The sequence below is a fragment of the Streptomyces sp. NPDC031445 genome (assembly GCF_055581365.1).
The window spans coordinates 370,639-386,293 of the sequence record NZ_JBVIJO010000002.1; the positions used below are offsets into that span (position 1 = coordinate 370,639).

Annotated in this window: 14 protein-coding genes; 3 read left to right on the top strand and 11 right to left on the bottom strand. The window is 73.6% G+C overall.

Translation table 11 applies throughout. The features are described from left to right. Nucleotides 1-66 precede the first annotated feature (66 nt). A complete protein-coding gene (locus ACZ5DC_RS07965; protein WP_468650522.1) occupies nucleotides 67-1,371 on the top strand; it encodes an ammonium transporter in 1,305 nt (434 codons plus the stop codon). Nucleotides 1,372-1,376: 5 nt separating this feature from the next. Then, nucleotides 1,377-1,715, top strand: a complete 339-nt coding sequence (locus ACZ5DC_RS07970; RefSeq protein ID WP_468650524.1) for a P-II family nitrogen regulator — start codon at nucleotides 1,377-1,379, stop codon at nucleotides 1,713-1,715. 83 nt (nucleotides 1,716-1,798) lie between these two features. Here ACZ5DC_RS07970 and ACZ5DC_RS07975 read toward each other — a convergent pair whose 3' ends face one another. The 7 genes from ACZ5DC_RS07975 to ACZ5DC_RS08005 all read right to left on the bottom strand — a co-directional run bounded on the left by ACZ5DC_RS07975 (nucleotide 1,799) and on the right by ACZ5DC_RS08005 (nucleotide 8,477). Continuing rightward, the gene (locus ACZ5DC_RS07975) at nucleotides 1,799-2,152 is read right to left on the bottom strand and encodes a cytidine deaminase (protein WP_468650526.1); all 354 of its coding nucleotides are present in this window, start codon (nucleotides 2,150-2,152) and stop codon (nucleotides 1,799-1,801) included. A gap of 47 nt (nucleotides 2,153-2,199) precedes the next feature. Then, nucleotides 2,200-2,559 carry an MmcQ/YjbR family DNA-binding protein gene (locus ACZ5DC_RS07980; RefSeq protein ID WP_468650528.1) on the bottom strand — a complete coding sequence of 120 codons (360 nt, stop codon included), beginning with the start codon at nucleotides 2,557-2,559 and terminating at the stop codon, nucleotides 2,200-2,202. Then, nucleotides 2,556-3,857, bottom strand: a complete 1,302-nt coding sequence (locus tag ACZ5DC_RS07985; protein WP_366749536.1) for a hemolysin family protein — start codon at nucleotides 3,855-3,857, stop codon at nucleotides 2,556-2,558. Before ACZ5DC_RS07985 ends, ACZ5DC_RS07980 begins: the two co-directional genes overlap by 4 nt. A 7-nt stretch (nucleotides 3,858-3,864) precedes the next feature. Next, the gene (gene ybeY, locus ACZ5DC_RS07990) at nucleotides 3,865-4,362 is read right to left on the bottom strand and encodes an rRNA maturation RNase YbeY (protein ID WP_189882633.1); all 498 of its coding nucleotides are present in this window, start codon (nucleotides 4,360-4,362) and stop codon (nucleotides 3,865-3,867) included. A gap of 12 nt (nucleotides 4,363-4,374) precedes the next feature. After that, complete coding sequence (locus ACZ5DC_RS07995; RefSeq protein WP_468650531.1) at nucleotides 4,375-5,457, bottom strand: PhoH family protein; 1,083 nt, start codon at nucleotides 5,455-5,457, stop codon at nucleotides 4,375-4,377. Nucleotides 5,458-5,954: 497 nt separating this feature from the next. Further along, nucleotides 5,955-7,112: a carbohydrate kinase family protein gene (locus ACZ5DC_RS08000; protein ID WP_468650533.1), complete on the bottom strand. Its 1,158-nt coding sequence runs from the start codon at nucleotides 7,110-7,112 to the stop codon at nucleotides 5,955-5,957. A gap of 75 nt (nucleotides 7,113-7,187) precedes the next feature. After that, the gene (locus tag ACZ5DC_RS08005; protein ID WP_468650534.1) at nucleotides 7,188-8,477 is read right to left on the bottom strand and encodes a glucarate dehydratase family protein; all 1,290 of its coding nucleotides are present in this window, start codon (nucleotides 8,475-8,477) and stop codon (nucleotides 7,188-7,190) included. Nucleotides 8,478-8,768: 291 nt separating this feature from the next. On the opposite strand from ACZ5DC_RS08005, the gene ACZ5DC_RS08010 reads away from it, so the two are divergent. Next, nucleotides 8,769-10,094, top strand: a complete 1,326-nt coding sequence (locus tag ACZ5DC_RS08010) for an MFS transporter (RefSeq protein WP_468650536.1) — start codon at nucleotides 8,769-8,771, stop codon at nucleotides 10,092-10,094. Here ACZ5DC_RS08010 and ACZ5DC_RS08015 read toward each other — a convergent pair. Genes ACZ5DC_RS08015 through ACZ5DC_RS08030 form a run of 4 tightly spaced genes read right to left on the bottom strand, consistent with a single transcriptional unit; the run spans nucleotide 10,067 to nucleotide 15,633 of the window. Further along, entirely contained in the window at nucleotides 10,067-11,071 is a 1,005-nt protein-coding gene (locus tag ACZ5DC_RS08015) for an adenosine deaminase (protein ID WP_468650538.1), read from the bottom strand. The two genes, ACZ5DC_RS08010 and ACZ5DC_RS08015, sit on opposite strands and share 28 nt — an antisense overlap. 20 nt (nucleotides 11,072-11,091) lie before the next feature. Then, a complete protein-coding gene (locus tag ACZ5DC_RS08020; protein WP_468650540.1) occupies nucleotides 11,092-11,997 on the bottom strand; it encodes a ribonuclease Z in 906 nt (301 codons plus the stop codon). Between the two features lie 6 nt (nucleotides 11,998-12,003). Then, complete coding sequence (locus ACZ5DC_RS08025) at nucleotides 12,004-12,357, bottom strand: histidine triad nucleotide-binding protein (RefSeq protein WP_171156474.1); 354 nt, start codon at nucleotides 12,355-12,357, stop codon at nucleotides 12,004-12,006. A 42-nt stretch (nucleotides 12,358-12,399) separates the two neighbouring features. After that, complete coding sequence (locus ACZ5DC_RS08030) at nucleotides 12,400-15,633, bottom strand: S41 family peptidase (RefSeq protein ID WP_468650542.1); 3,234 nt, start codon at nucleotides 15,631-15,633, stop codon at nucleotides 12,400-12,402. Nucleotides 15,634-15,655 lie beyond the last annotated feature (22 nt).

Here is a 15,655-nt window from a genome sequence, read left to right on the forward strand (position 1 = left end):
CCCGTACGCGACCGGAAACGCACACCGGTGACCCTCTGACGCAGCCCCCGCCCGTTGGAGACGCCCGTGACCCACGCCGCAGCCCACGTGAACACCGGCGACACCGCCTGGATGCTCGCCGCGACCGCCCTCGTCCTGCTGATGACCCCGGGCCTCGCCCTGTTCTACGGCGGCATGGTCCGCACGAAGAGCGTCCTCAACATGCTGATGATGAGCTTCGTGTCGATCGCCCTGGTCACGGTGGTGTGGCTGGCGGCCGGCTACTCCCTCGCCTTCGGCGACGACAGCGGCGGCGGGCTGATCGGCGGTCTCCAGCAGGCCGGGATGCGCGGGCTGGGCCCGGACAGCGTGCACGGCACGGTCCCGGCCGTCCTGTTCGCCACCTTCCAGCTGACCTTCGCGATCGTCACGGCCGCCCTGATCAGCGGCGCCGTCGCCGACCGCACGAAGTTCTCGGCGTGGCTGGTCTTCGTGCCCCTGTGGACGCTCCTCGTGTACGTCCCGGTCACCCACTGGGTGTGGGGCCCGGGTGGCTGGATCCTCGGCAGGCTGGGCGCCCTGGACTTCGCGGGCGGTCTGCCCGTCGAGATCACCTCCGGCGCCTCCGGGCTGGCGCTGTGCCTCGTCCTCGGCCCCCGCCTGGGCTTCAGGAGGGACGCCATGCGCCCGCACAACCTGCCGATGGTCGTCCTGGGCGCCGGCCTGCTCTGGTTCGGCTGGTTCGGCTTCAACGCCGGCTCCGCGCTCGGCGCGAACGGCCTGGCCGCCGCCGCGTTCCTCAACACGCTCGCCGCCGGCTGCACCGGCCTGCTCGGCTGGCTCTTCGTCGAGCAGCGGCGCGACGGCCACCCGACCACCCTGGGCGCCGCCTCCGGCGCGGTGGCCGGCCTGGTCGCCATCACCCCCTCCTGCGGCACGGTGTCCCTGCCCGGCGCCCTGGTCGTGGGCCTCGCCGCCGGCGTCGTCTGCTCCTACGCGGTGAGCTGGAAGTTCCGGCTGAACTACGACGACTCCCTGGACGTCGTCGGCGTCCACCTGGTCGGCGGCGTCATCGGCACCCTGCTGATCGGCCTGTTCGCCCAGAAGGCGATGACCGGCGGGACGGAGGGCCTGTTCTACGGCGGCGGACTCGCCCCGCTCGGCAAGCAGCTGCTCGCCGTGCTCGTCGTCGCGGGGTACGCCTTCTGCGTGACGTACGGCCTGGGCAGGCTGCTCGACAAGGCGCTGGGCCTGCGGGCGAGCGAGGAGCAGGAGCACACCGGCCTCGACCTCACGGTGCACGCCGAGACCGCATACGATCACGGCGTCCTGGGCCATGGCGCCCCGGTCGGCTCGTCCGTCCTCTCCCCCTCCGCCCAGAAGGTCGAGTAGCAGGCATGAAGCTCATCACCGCGATCGTCAAGCCGTACCGGCTGGACGAGGTCAAGACCGCCCTGCAGGAGCTGGGGGTGCACGGGCTGACCGTGACCGAGGCGAGCGGCTACGGCCGGCAGCGCGGCCACACCGAGGTGTACCGGGGGGCCGAGTACCGCGTCGACCTGGTGCCGAAGGTGCGCATCGAGGTCGTGGTGGAGGACACCGCCGCCGACGACGTGATCGACGCGGTCGTCAGGGCCGCGCGGACGGGGAAGATCGGGGACGGGAAGGTGTGGGCCGTTCCCGTGGAGACGGTCGTCCGGGTGCGGACCGGCGAACGCGGACCCGACGCGCTCTGACCGGCAGCGCCCCGGCCGGCACCCCGGCGGCGCACACCGGCGTCACCGGCAGCCGGGGCAGCGCGAGGAAGCCGGCGGACCGCTCAGCCGGCGGAGACGGTGACCCGCACGGCGCCGTCGGGTGCGGCCAGCAGCACCGGCGTCCCGGCGCCGCCCAGGTCGGCGACGGCGGCCAGGTCCTCCGCCGGCACGGACTCCGCTTCGCTCACCACGGCCGCCGCCTCCAGCGACCGGGCCCCCGAGGCCACGGCCATGGCGACCGCCGTACGCAGCGCGCTCAGCTTCAACGAGGCCAGCTCCACCGACCCGGCGACATAGGTGCGCCCGGTCTCGTCCCGCACGGCCGCCCCCTCCGGCACGCCGTTGCGGGCCCGCGCGGAACGGGCCAGGGTGACGATCTTGCGGTCCTCGGGATCCAGCGCGGTGCTCTCGGTCATGCCCCGAGCATACGAAGCCCCGGCGGGCCCGCCCGGCGCGGGTGCGCTCACGGACGGTCGAGCCGCAGCCGCTCGGCCCGCGGCAGACCGGCCACCACCAGGTCGTACGAATCCTCGACCAGCTCCCGGACCAGCCGGTCCGACAGCCCCCCGTCGACCCTCACGGTGTTCCAGTGCCGCTTGTTCATGTGCCAGCCGGGGACGATCAGCCCCTCGTGCTCCCCGCGCAGCCGAACGGCGTCCTCCGGGTCGCACTTGAGGTTGACCGTCAGGGGCCGCGCGTCCAGGTGGGTCAGGGCGAACATCTTGCCCAGCACCTTGAAGACCGAGATCTCGGGGCTGAACGGGAAGTCCTCCACGGCCGCGTTGAAGGACAGGCACAAGGCGCGCAGCTCCCGGGGCGTCACTCGGCCGTCTCCCCCTCGGCGACGGGCACGGGCACGGGCTCCACCAGCACCGTGACGATCTTGTTGCGGCGGCCGGCCGCGGCCTCCGCCGTCAGCTTCAGCCGGCGCTCGTCGGGCAGCTCGACCTCGGCGGACGCCCCGGCGATGGGGACGCGGCCGAGCGCCTTGGCGAGCAGCCCGCCGACGGTCTCCACGTCCTCGTCGTCGTACTCCTCCAGGCCGTACAGCTCGCCGAGGTCGGTGATGTCGAGGCGGGCGGTGACCCGGAAGCGGTCGTCGCCGAGGTCCTCCACGGGCGGCAGTTCCCGGTCGTACTCGTCGGTGATCTCGCCGACGATCTCCTCCAGGATGTCCTCGATGGTGACGATCCCGGCCGTGCCGCCGTACTCGTCGATGACGACGGCGACGTGGTTGCGTTCCTTCTGCATCTCGCGCAGCAGGTCGCCGGCGTTCTTGGTGTCGGGCACGAACATCGCCGGGCGCATCGCCGTGGACACCAGGTCGCCCTCGGCCTCGCGGCTGATGTGCGTCTTGCGGACCAGGTCCTTCAGGTACACGATCCCGACGACGTCGTCCTCGCTCTCGCCGGTGACCGGGATGCGGGAGAACCCGGAGCGCAGGGCGAGGGTGAGGGCCTGCCGGATGGTCTTGAAGCGCTCGATGGTGACCAGGTCGGTCCGCGGGACCATGACCTCGCGCACCAGCGTGTCGCCCAGCTCGAAGACCGAGTGCACCATCCGGCGCTCGTCGTCCTCGATCAGCGACTCCTTCTCGGCGAGGTCGACCAGCGCGCGCAGCTCCGCCTCGGAGGCGAAGGGCCCGCGCCGGAAGCCCTTGCCGGGCGTGAGCGCGTTGCCGATGAGGATCAGCAGGGAGGGGACGGGGCCCATGATCCGGGCCAGCGGCAGCAGCACGTAGGCCGCCGCGGTCGCGGTGTTGACCGGGTGCTGGCGGCCGATCGTGCGCGGGGACACCCCCACGGCGACGTACGACACGAGGACCATCACCCCGATGGCGACCAGCAGGGCCTGCCAGGTGGCGGCGAACTCCTGGAGGCAGGCGTACGTCACCAGGGCCGCGGCGGCCATCTCGCAGGCCACGCGGACCAGCAGGGCCACGTTCAGATAGCGGGTGGGGTCGGCGGCGACCTGGGCGAGCCGGGCGCTGCCCCGCCGGCCGGACTTCACGGCCTCCTCGGCGCGGAAGCTGGAGACGCGGGCGAGGCCCGCCTCCGCGCAGGCGGCGAGCCAGGCCACGACGACCAGCGCGATCGCGCCGATCACGATCTGCGGAGACATGCGGCCCCTACGAGACGGTCGGCGCCGGGGACGGCCCGGTCAGGCCGTGCTCGGCCCGCCATCCGTCCACGATGGCGGCCTGGAGCCCGAACATCTCGGCCTTCTCGTCGGGCTCCTCGTGGTCGTACCCGAGCAGGTGCAGCACCCCGTGGACGGTGAGCAGCTGGAGCTCCTCGTCCATGGAGTGCCGCGTCGGGGCCTCCGCCCCCTGCTTCGCGGCGACCTCCGGGCACAGCACGATGTCGCCGAGCAGGCCCTGCGGCGGCTCGTCGTCGTCCTTGGACGGCGGGCGCAGCTCGTCCATCGGGAACGACATGACATCGGTGGGGCCCGGCAGGTCCATCCACTGGATGTGCAGCTGCTCCATGGCGTCGGCGTCCACGACGATCACCGAGAGCTCGGAGAGCGGGTGGATGCGCATCCGCGCGAGCGCGTAGCGGGCGATGTCGAGGATCGCCTGCTCGTCTACCTCGGTGCCGGACTCGTTGTTGACGTCGATCGACATGGTCGTGCTGGTCTACTTCCCCTTGGTGCCCTTGACGGCGCCTGCCTTGCCACGGACGCCCTTGGGAGCGCCGTTCTCGGTGCCGTTCTTGCTGTCGTACTTCTCGTACGCGTCGACGATACGGCCCACCAGCTTGTGCCGGACGACATCGTGGGACGACAGCCGGGAGAAGTGGACGTCCTCGACGCCCTCCAGGATCTCCTGCACCTGCCTGAGGCCCGACTTCTGCCCGTTCGGCAGGTCGACCTGGGTGACGTCACCCGTGATCACGATCTTCGAGTCGAAGCCGAGGCGGGTGAGGAACATCTTCATCTGTTCGGGGCTCGTGTTCTGGGCCTCGTCCAGGATGATGAAGGCGTCGTTGAGCGTGCGGCCGCGCATGTAGGCGAGCGGCGCGACCTCGATCGTCCCGGCCGCCATCAGCCGCGGGATCGAGTCCGGGTCGATCATGTCGTGCAGCGCGTCGTACAGCGGGCGCAGGTACGGGTCGATCTTCTCGTAGAGCGTGCCGGGCAGGAAGCCGAGCCGCTCGCCCGCCTCCACCGCCGGACGGGTCAGGATGATCCGGTTGACCTGCTTGGACTGCAGGGCCTGCACGGCCTTGGCCATGGCCAGGTAGGTCTTGCCGGTACCGGCGGGGCCGATGCCGAAGACGATCGTGTGCTTGTCGATCGCGTCGACGTACCGCTTCTGGTTGAGGGTCTTCGGGCGGATCGTACGGCCGCGCGAGGACAGGATGTTCTGCGTCAGCACCTCGGCCGGGGTCTCCAGGCCGTCGCTCGTCCCTGCCTCGCTCGCCTTCAGCATGGCGATCGAGCGTTCCACTGCGTCCTCCGTCATCGGCTGCCCGGTGCGGAGCACCAGCATCATCTCTTCGAACACGCGCGAGATGAGGGCGACGTCGACCGGGTCGCCGACCGCGCTGATCTCGTTGCCCCGGACGTGGATGTCGGCCGCCGGGAAGGCCGTCTCGATCACGCGCAAGAGGGAGTCGCCGGAACCCAGCACGGTCACCATGGGGTGCTGGGCGGGGACGGTGAACTGCGCTCTCGCCTGCTCCTGCGCGGGGGTGCGAGCTGTGGGTGTCTGTGTCATGGGCCGGCTCTTAAGGCCTGCGCTTCCTCCTCGTCACGGCCGCGTAGCTGAGGGCGGCCTCGCACTGTCCAGAGTACGACGGGGGGCTGACAACACCGTAGGGCTTTTCATACGAGTCACACGCCGCAGTCTTCCCAGCCGCCCCAGCCCCGGGCCGCGCCGGCCGCCGAGCCCCACCAGTGCCCCCGGCCGATCGGGCTACCCACGGCCGCCCCCAGCCGCCCGTGCCACGCCCGCACGCCCCAGCCACGCGAGCCCGTCCCACCGGCCACCTCTCCGCCGACCGGGTCACGCCTCCCAAGCCTCGGCTCAGCCGGCCGAGCCATCCACCCCTGTCCCCCGCCACCCGACCACACCCCCGCGAGCCTCGGCTCAGCCGGCCGAGCGGGACGCCCGCGCGGTTCCCAGCTGTCGAGCCGCGCCCCCGTGGGGTACCTCTCAGCGGGCCGAGTCGGGGGGCGGGTGGGAAAGAACGGCGAACCCCGCGAAGCCCCCGGTCAGCCGGAGCGGCGGAAGCCGATCGTCGGGACGGCCCGCCGCAGCGGCCAGGGCCGGTCCAGTTCCTCCGGCACCAGCCCCTCGAGGAACTCGTACCGCCGGAGCGCCGCCGGCGACTGCCCCGGCAGGGACTGCACGCGCCGCCACCACGCCCCGATCTCCGACCACCCCGGCGCCGACAGGGACCCCCCGAACTCCTGCACCGACAGCGCGGCCGTGAGCCCGGCGAAGGCCAGCCGGTCGGCCAGCGGCCACCCCGCCAGGGACCCGGTCACGAACCCGGCGACGAACACGTCCCCCGCCCCGGTCGGATCCAGCGCCTCCACCTCGATGGCCGGCACCTCCGCCGTCTCCCCGGTCCGCCGGTCCACCGCGTAGGCGCCGTCCGAGCCCAGCGTGACCACGGCGACCGGCACGTACTCGGTCAGGGCGTGCGCGGCGAGCCGCGGACAGTCGGTGCCGGTGTACCGCTTGGCCTCCTCCGCGTTGGGCAGGAAGGCCTCGCAGTGCTCCAGGTCGGCCAGCCCGGCCAGATCCCACGCGCCCGTCTCGTCCCAGCCGACGTCGGCGAAGATGCGGGTCCCCGCGCGGGCGGCCTGCGCGATCCAGGGCGCGCTGCGGCCGGGCGTGAGGGAGGCGACGGCGGCCCGCGCGCGGGGCGGGCGGACCGTGGCGTCCTCCTGGAGGAGCACGGCCTCCGCCGGCGGCTCGTGCCCGTGGGAGACCATGGTCCGCTCGCCCTCGTAGGCCATGGAGACGGTCACCGGCGAGTGCCAGCCGGGCACGGTCCGCGAGGCGGACAGGTCGATGCCCTCCCCCTGTTCCAGCGCGTCCCAGCAGTACTCGCCGTAGTGGTCGTCGCCGAAGGCCGCCGCGAGCGCGGTCCGCAGGCCGAGCCGGGCCAGGGCGGCGGCCATGTTGGCGACCCCGCCGGGGCTGGAGCCCATGCCCCGGGCCCAGGACTCGGTGCCGCGCACCGGCGCCGACTCCAGGCCGGTGAAGATGATGTCGAGGAAGACCGTGCCGGTGAGGTAGACGTCCCAGGGCGGGTCACCGGGGGCGCGCAGCGCGGCGAGCGGGTCGACCTGGATCTGGCAGCGGGCTGCCTGGGTGAGGTGTTCCGGTTCCTCTCCGGTGAGGGTGTGCGACGGCGTCACGGTGCGCTCCCTGGCGTGGTGCGGTTTCGGCCAGTGTGCACCAGGCCACGCACCGGCATGCCGGGTGGCGCCGGGTCACCAGCGCGGCATCGCCGGTGTCCGCCAGTCCGGTTCGGCGGCGCGCATCGCCGCCGCGTCGTCGCGGTCGCGCAGCGAGCCGTCGTCCTCGGCCCACCGCCGGTGCAGCCGGGCCAGTTCGTCCCGGTCCAGTTCGACGCCGAGGCCCGGCGCGTCGGACACCGCGACCCGGCCGCCGTCGAAGACGATCCGTTCGGTGAGGACGTCCTCGGACTGCCAGGGGTAGTGGGAGTCGCAGGCGTGGTGGAGGTCGGGGACCGTGGCCGCCACCTGGGTCATCGCGGCGAGGCTGATGCCGAGGTGGGTGTTGGAGTGCATGGACACCCCGACCCCGAAGGCGGCGCAGATCGCGGCGAGGTGCCGGGTGTTGCGCAGTCCGCCCCAGTAGTGGTGGTCGGAGAGGACGACCTGGACGGCGTCCTTCGTGAACGCCTCCTTGATCTCGCCGAAGGTGGTGACGCACATGTTGGTGGCCAGCGGGACGTCCGTGCCGGCGGCCACCCGCGCCATGGCGGGTGTGCCGAGCGTCGGGTCCTCCAGGTACTCCAGGACGTCGCCGAGTTCCTGCGCGACCTTCAGCGAGGTCTCCACCGACCAGGCGCCGTTGGGGTCGAGCCGCAGCGGGCTTCCGGGGAAGGCGGCGGCGAGGGCGCGGACGGCGGCGATCTCCTCGTCGGGCGGGAACACCCCGCCCTTGAGCTTGAACGAGCCGAAGCCGTGCCGCTCCTGGAGCCTGCGCGCCTGTTCCACCACACCGGCCGGGTCGAGCGCGGCGCCCCACTCGTCCGGCTCGGCGGGGACGCCCGCCGGGTGCCGGTCCCACTTGTAGAAGAGGTAGGCGCTGTACTCGACCGCGTCCCGGACCCTGCCGCCGAGCAGCGCGTGCACCGGCAGGCCGAGCGCCTTGCCCTGGGCGTCGAGGCAGGCGACCTCGAAGGCGGACAGCACGGAGAGCCGGAGCTTGTCGGCGGTCTGCACCCCGCGCAGCCCGCCCGCGTCCGCCTGCCCCTCGACCCGGGAGGCGTCCACGGCGAGGTCGATCCCGAAGAGGCCGTTCACGTCCATGACCGACCGCCCGGTGAGCCGGTCGGCCAGCGGCCGGGCCAGCTCCAGGTACTTGGTGTCGCCGTAGGTCTCGCCGAGCCCGGTGGTCCCGTCGGCGGTGACGACCTCCACGATCAGCCGGGGGGTGTACGGCTGGTGCACGCCCTGGGTGTTGAGCAACGGCGGGTCGGCGACCAGGATCGGCGTCAGCCGCACCTCGGCGATGGTCAGGTCACGGGTCACAGGGGGCTCCTACGCGGTCGGGTCCGGCGGCGAGGAGGGCCTTCGGGCCGGCGAGCTTCCCTCCAACCATCTCCCCTTATGAATGGCATCCACATATGAGAACGGAGGCTAAGGCCTCCTACCCGCGCGCACCACCCGCAAACGCCATCGTGATCCAGATCACACGCGCCACCCTTCTTCGGAAACCACGTGCTTGATACAACTTGCTCGCGCGTTCCTGTCCGTCGACGGCCGCAGCCCTCCCCCCTTTTTCTTTCCGAGCCGTGCCGCTCGCCTGCCCTGGGAACGCCCGTGTCCGCCCCCCGCACCCTGCCCTGGCCCCTCGTCGCCCTGTTCGCGGCCGGGTACCTCGCCTCCTACCTGCTGCCCACGACCGTCGGCAGACTCGACAGCGGACTCCCGCTCAGCGCGACCCAGGCGGGGGCCGTCGGCAGCGCCCTGCTGCTGGGTTCGGCGACCGCCGGCTTCCTGCTGGCATCCCGGGTCGACCGGGCCGGCCCGCGTGTCCTCGCCCGCGCCGGCCTCGCGCTCGCCGCCCTCGGCTACGGCGGCGCCGCCCTCACCGGCGCCGTACCGGCCGTCGTCGCGGGCGCGGTCGTCGGGGGCCTCGGGTCCGGCACGGTGACGGCGGTGGCCGTGAGCGGCATCGCCGGTCAGCGTGACCCGCACCGGGTCACCACCCTCGGCCTGCTCGGCGTCTCCGCCCTCGCGGGCGCCCTGTACCTGACGATCCCTCACCTGGGCCCCGGCCACGGCCTCCCGCTCGCCGCCCTCGCGCTGACCGCGCTCGCCGTCTGGCCGCTCACCGGCCGCCTGTCCGGCCGGAGCGCCCCGGTCCGCCCGGCCGCCGGCTGCGACCGGCTCCCCCACCGGCGCTCCGGACTGCTGCTGGCCGTCGCGATGCCCTGCTGGTCCCTCGCCCAGAACGCCCTGTGGGGCGTCAGCGGCCGGATCGGCCTCGAACAGGCGCACCTCACCGAGGTCACCGTCGGCGTGGTCTTCGCGGTCGCGCTCGGCGCCGGACTCCTCGGCGTGGTGGGCGCGGGCGCGCTCGGCCCGCGGCTGGGCCGCGCCCTGCCCATCGGCGCCGGGACCGCCGTCATCGCGGGGTGCGTCGCCCTCGGCGCGGCGGCCACGGACCTGCCGGCCTTCGCGGCGGGCGAGATCGCCTGGAACCTGCTCTACCCGGTCGTGCTGTCCTACGTGATCGCCCTGGCCGCGTCCCTGGACCCGCGCGGCCGCTGGACGGTCCTGGTCGGCTCGGCGTCCTCGCTGGGGACGGCGGCGGGGCCGCTGGCGGGCAGTGCGCTGGCGGCCGGTGCGGGCTTCCCGGCGATGGGGCGGGTGCTCGGCGCCGGGCTGCTGCTGATCGCCGTGCCGATGACCGCGGTGGCACTGCGGACGGGCAGGCGCCCGCTGCCGGCCGTGGACGTACCGGTCACGGAGGTACCGGTCATGGGAGTGCCGCCCGTGGACGTGCCGGTCACCGGAGTCCCCGTCACCGAAGTCCCGCTCGCCGCCGTCCCGGTCGGGGACATCCCGGTCGTCGAGGTCCCGGTGCGGACGCCCGCCGTACCCGCCCGGCGTGCCTACGAGACGGCGTCACCGAACTCGTAGGCGTCCACCTCGGCGAGGTAACGGGCCCTGCGCTCCTCGTCGTCCTCCAGGAAGGAGGCGAGGAAGGAGTTGCGGGCCAGGTCGCGCAGCCGGTCCCGCGACAGCCCCAGGGCCTCGTGCACGGCCGCGAAGTTGTCGCCGGCGTACCCGCCGAAGTACGCGGGGTCGTCGGAGTTGACCGTGCACAGCAGACCGGCGTCGAGCATGGCGGGCAGGGGGTGGCCGGCGAGGGTGTCGACGGTCCGCAGCCGGACGTTGGACAGCGGGCACAGGGTGAGCGGGATCCGCTCCCGCACCAGCCGTTCGACCAGCGCCGGGTCCTCCACGCAGCGCAGGCCGTGGTCGACGCGCTCCACGCCGAGCACGTCCAGCGCCTCGGTGATGTACTCCGGCGGCCCCTCCTCGCCGGCGTGCGCGACCCGGCGCAGCCCGAGCGCGGCGGCGGCCTCGTAGACCTCCCGGAACTTCGCCGGCGGGTGCCCGACCTCGGCGGAGTCCAGGCCGACCCCGGTGATCCGGTCCAGGTAGGGCTTCGCGGCCTCCAGGGTGGCCAGCGCCGACTCTCCGGGCTCGTCCCGCAGGAAGCACATGATCAGCCTGGTGGAGACGCCGTGGGCGGTCTCGCTGCCGCCCAGCGCCCGCCACAGCCCCTCCACGACCGTGCCCATGGCCACGCCCCGGGCCAGGTGGGCCTGCGGGTCGAAGAAGATCTCCGCGTGCCGCACGCCCTGCGCCGCGGCCCGCGCGAGGTAGGCGTTCGCCAGGTCGGCGAAGTCCTGTTCGGTGCGCAGGACGGCCATCAGCTCGTAGTACAGGTCCAGGAAGGACTGGAGGTCCGCGAACCGGTAGGCCTCGCGGAGGGCCTCGGTGTCCGCGTACGGGAGGCTCACGCCGTTGCGGGCGGCGAGCTCGAAGGCAAGCTCCGGCTCCAGGGTGCCTTCGATGTGGAGGTGCAGTTCTGCTTTCGGGAGGGGCATCGAAGCATCGTACGGGGGTTTTACCGGCGTTTCGGAACCGGCACCCGCAGCAGGTCGTAGGCCACGGTCAGCTCTCCCGCGAACCCGGCCGCCCGCGCCTGCCGCTCGAACTCCCCGGGGTCGGTGTAGCGCTGGCTGAAGTGGGTGAGCACGAGGTGGCGCACCCCGGCGTCCCGGGCCACGGCGGCGGCCTGTCCGGCCGTCAGGTGCCCGTGCTCGACGGCGAGTTCGACGTCCTCGTCGAGGAAGGTGGACTCGATGACGAGCAGGTCGCAGCCCTCCGCGAGCGCGTGCACGCCGTCGCAGAGCCGGGTGTCCATGACGAACGCGAACCGCTGCCCGCGCCGCACCTCGCTGACGTCCTCGAGCGTCACGTCCCCGAGCCGGCCCTCGCGCTGGAGGCGGCCCACGTCCGGTCCCCTGACGCCGTGCGCGGCGAGCCGGTCGGGCAGCATCCGGCGGCCGTCGGGTTCGATCAGCCGGTAGCCGTAGGACTCGACCGGGTGCGAGAGCCGGCGGGCCTCCAGGGTGTACGACCGGGTCACCGCGAGAATGCCGTCGGCGGCGACCGGGGCCTCGGTGATGCCGACGGTCTCGCGGTAGGCGGTCGCGTAGCGCAGCCGGTCGAAGAAGCGCTGCCCCGAGCGCGGGTAGTGCGCGGTGACCTCGTGCGGCACCTGGTCGAGGTTGATCCGCTGGATGACCCCGGCGAGGCCGAGGCAGTGGTCACCGTGGAAGTGCGTGACGCAGATCCGGTTCAGGTCGTGGGCGGCGACCCCGGCGCGCAGCATCTGCCGCTGCGTGCCCTCGCCGGGGTCGAACAGGAGGCCCTCGCCGTCCCACCGCAGCAGGTAGCCGTTGTGGTTGCGGTGCCGGGTCGGGACCTGGCTGGCGGTGCCGAGGACCACCAGTTCACGGACGGACACGGCTGCCTATCCGGGCGGCCACTGCAGGCCGCGGCCGCCGAGGACGTGGGCGTGGGCGTGCCAGACGGTCTGGCCGGCGCCGCTGCCGGTGTTGAAGACGAGGCGGTAGCTGTCGAGCTTCTCCTCGTCGGCGACGGCCTTGGTCTCGGCGAGCACGTCGGCCGCGATCCGCGGGGCGCCCGCGGCGAGCTCGGCGGCGTTCTCGTAGTGGGCCTTGGGGATCACCAGGACGTGCGTCGGGGCCTGGGGATTTATGTCCCGGAAGGCGACGGTCGTCTCCGTCTCGCGGACGATCGTCGCCGGGATCTCGCCCGCGACGATCTTGCAGAACAGGCAGTCGTTCTGCGGCTCTCCGGCCATGGGTGTGCCTCCTGTGATCAATACCGTGGGCATCGTAGTCGGTCAGACGGGCATGTCAGGCGGTGTTTTCGCGGGACTGCCCGCCAGCGCCTCCAGCGCCAGCCGGATCGCCTCGTCCAGCTGGGCGTCCCGGCCGGCCACCCAGTCCTGCGGGCGCTGGACGACCTCCACGTCGGGGTCCACCCCGTGGTTCTCCACGTCCCAGCCCACGCCCTCCAGCCACATCGCGTACTTCGGCTGGGTGACCAGGGTGCCGTCGAGCAGGTGGTAGCGGCTGTCGATGCCGATGACGCCGCCCCAGGTGCGGGTGCCGACGACCGGGCCGATGCCCAGGGCCCTGATCGCCGCGTTGACGATGTCGCCGTCGGAGCCGGAGAACTCGTTGGCGACGGCGACGACCGGGCCGCGCGGGGCGTCCAGCGGATAGCTGGTGGGGCGCATGCCGCGCGGGAGGTCCCAGCCGATGATCCGGCGGGCCAGTTTCTCGACCACGAGCTGGGAGGTGTGGCCGCCCCGGTTCTCCCGGACGTCGACCACGAGGCCCTCGCGGGCGACCTCGACGCGCAGATCGCGGTGGATCTGCGCCCAGCCGGGGGCCTGCATGTCCGGGACGTGGAGGTAGCCGAGGCGGCCCGCGGAGGCCGTGTGGACGTGGGCGCGGCGATCGGCGACCCAGGCGTGGTAGCGCAGGGCCTCCTCGTCGGCGACGGGGACGACGACCGTGTGCCGGGGTTCGCCGCCGCCGGCCGGGGAGACGGTCAGTTCCACCGGCTGGCCGGCCGTGCCGACGAGCAGCGGGCCGGGGCCCGTGACCGGGTCGACCTGGTGGCCGGCGACCGCGATGATCGCGTCTCCGGGACGGACCGCGGCGCCGGGCGCGGCGAGCGGGGAGCGGGCCTCCGGGTCGGAGGTCTCCGAGGGCAGGATGCGGTCGATGCGCCAGCTGCCGTCCTCGTGGCGGGAGATGTCGGCGCCCAGCAGACCCTGCCGGGCGCGGCGGCCGGAACCGCCGCGCGGGATGACGTAGGCGTGCGAGGTGCCCAGTTCGCCGTGCACCTCCCAGAGCACGTCGACCAGGTCGCTGTGGGTGGCGAGGCGGGCCAGGAGCGGGCGGTAGCGGGCGAGGACTCCGTCCCAGTCGGCGCCGCCGAGGTCGGGGCGCCAGAAGTGGTCGCGCATGAGGCGGCCGGTCTCGTCGTACATCTGCCGCCACTCGGCGGCCGGGTCGACGGTCTGCCGGACCCGGGCCAGGTCGACGGTGACGCTCGTGTCGCCGTCGTCGTCGGTGCCGGTACGGCGGTCGCTCGGCACGACCCGGAGCCGGCCGTCGGCCCACAGCAGGACGCGTTTGCCGTCGCCGCTGACCTCGAAGTGGTCGGCGTCGGAGGCGAGGTGCTCCAGACGGCGCTGGGCGAGGTCGTAGCGCTCCAGCTCGGTGTGCGGGTCGGGGTCCTCGGGGTGGGCGCGGGTGGCGCCGAGGACACCCTGCACGGGGTGGCGCAGCCACAGGACGCCGTCCTTGGCGGCCCGGAGCGTGGAGTAGCGGCCGGCCTCGACCGGGAAGGGGACGATCCGGTCGGCCAGGCCGTCCAGGTCGATGCGGGTGGCCGGTGTGCCCTCGCCGTCGGGGGTCTCGTCCTTGTCGGAGGTCTCGAAGGGGCGGCCGTGGCGCTGCGGGCCGAACGGCGAGGGGGTGGTGGCGGCCAGCGTGATCAGGTGCGGGCGGGCCCCGACCACGAACGCGAGGTCGAAGACGTGCTCGTCGTAGACCGGGTCGAAGGCGCGGTTGGAGAGGAACGCGAGGTGCTTGCCGTCCAGGGTGAAGGCGGGCGCGTAGTCCTGGAAGCGCAGCGGGGTCGCCTCGGTCACCGACAGGTCGGTGGTGTGCGCGACGCGCAGCTGGGACAGCGGGCGGGGGCCGGGGTGGGACCAGGCGAGCCAGGCGGAGTCGGGTGAGAAGGCGAGGCCGGACACCTCGCCGTCGGCGCTGCGGTCGACCTCGCGGACCTCACCGGTCTCCCGTTCGACCATCAGCAGTCTGCCGTCGTGCGCGGCCACGGCGGCCCGGCTGCCGTCGGGGGCCATGGCCAGCTCCAGGACCCGGCCGAGCTGTCCGGCGGCGAGCCGGCGCGGCGGGGCTCCGGGCACGGTGCCGGTCGCGGGCGCGAACTCCAGGGCGTCGTCGCCCTCGGCGTCCGTCACCCACACCACCCACTCCTCGCCGTCGGCGCGGAAGACGCGCGGCGTCCGGGCGCGCACGCCGGGGGTGGCGGCCAGGGCGCGGGCGGGGCCGTTGCGGTGGGTGACCCAGTGGATGCCGCCGCGCACGCAGACGGCGCTGCCGCGCGCGGTGTGGTCGGGGGCCGCCTCGCCGAACCAGCGGGAGGCGTTGACGGGGTACGGCCGCAGGTCGACGCGGGGTCCGCCGAGCCGCACGTCCAGCCGGCGCGGTTCGGCGTCCTCCAGGTCGTCCAGCAGCCAGAGTTCGCCGGCCGAGCTGTAGACGACACGGGTGCCGTCACCGGCCGCGTGCCGGGCGTAGAAGCTGTCGAGCGGGGTGTGCCGGCGCAGGTCGGAGCCGTCGGCGAGGGAGGAGTAGAGCGCGCCGACGCCCTCGTGGTCGGAGAGGAAGGCGATGCGGTCCCCGGCCCACACCGGGCACTCGATGTTGCCGTCGATGTCCTCGTGCAGCCGGACGAACTCGCCGGCACCCTCCCCGCCTCCGGCGGCACGGTCGATCCACAACTTGCCCGCCGTGCCGCCCCGGTAGCGCTTCCAGTGCGCTGCCTCACGGCCCATCGGCGCGGACAGCAGCACGGTGGCCGGGCCGAGGGCCACGTCGCCGACCGGGCCGTACGGCAGGGCCTCGGCGGGTCCGCCGTCCAGCGGGACGGCGTGCGCCCAGGTCTGCCGGAGGCTGTGCCGGCCCTGCGCGCCGAGCGCGAGCACCCGGCCGTCCGGGGTCCAGCCGCGTACCTCGGTACGGCTGTTGCCCCAGTACGTCAGCCGCTCGGCGGGACCCCCGTCGACCGGGGCGACGTGCACCTCGGGGGCGCCGTCCCGGGTGGAGGTCCAGGCCAGGTGCCGGCCGTCCGGTGATATCCGGGGCCGGGTCACCGGCACGTTGTCGGCGCTGACCCGCCAGGCCCGGCCGCCGTCGACCGGCGCGAGCCAGACGTCGTCCTCGGCGACGAAGGTCACCAAGTCCCCGTGCGGATGGGGGAATCGGAGATAGGCGGAGTCTGCCGTGGTTCCCGTCGAAGCACCCTGAGTCACGCCGTCACTCTACGCAGCGACC

Excerpts from the sequence above, each read along its gene's own strand:
- ACZ5DC_RS07995 (WP_468650531.1), bottom strand. The coding sequence starts at position 5,457 with ATGACACAGACACCCACAGCTCGCACCCCCGCGCAGGAGCAGGCGAGA.
- ACZ5DC_RS07975 (WP_468650526.1), bottom strand. The coding sequence starts at position 2,152 with ATGACCGAGAGCACCGCGCTGGATCCCGAGGACCGCAAGATCGTCACC.
- ybeY (WP_189882633.1), bottom strand. The coding sequence starts at position 4,362 with ATGTCGATCGACGTCAACAACGAGTCCGGCACCGAGGTAGACGAGCAG.
- ACZ5DC_RS08025 (WP_171156474.1), bottom strand. The coding sequence starts at position 12,357 with ATGGCCGGAGAGCCGCAGAACGACTGCCTGTTCTGCAAGATCGTCGCG.
- ACZ5DC_RS07970 (WP_468650524.1), top strand. The coding sequence starts at position 1,377 with ATGAAGCTCATCACCGCGATCGTCAAGCCGTACCGGCTGGACGAGGTC.
- ACZ5DC_RS08015 (WP_468650538.1), bottom strand. The coding sequence starts at position 11,071 with ATGCCCCTCCCGAAAGCAGAACTGCACCTCCACATCGAAGGCACCCTG.
- ACZ5DC_RS07985 (WP_366749536.1), bottom strand. The coding sequence starts at position 3,857 with ATGTCTCCGCAGATCGTGATCGGCGCGATCGCGCTGGTCGTCGTGGCC.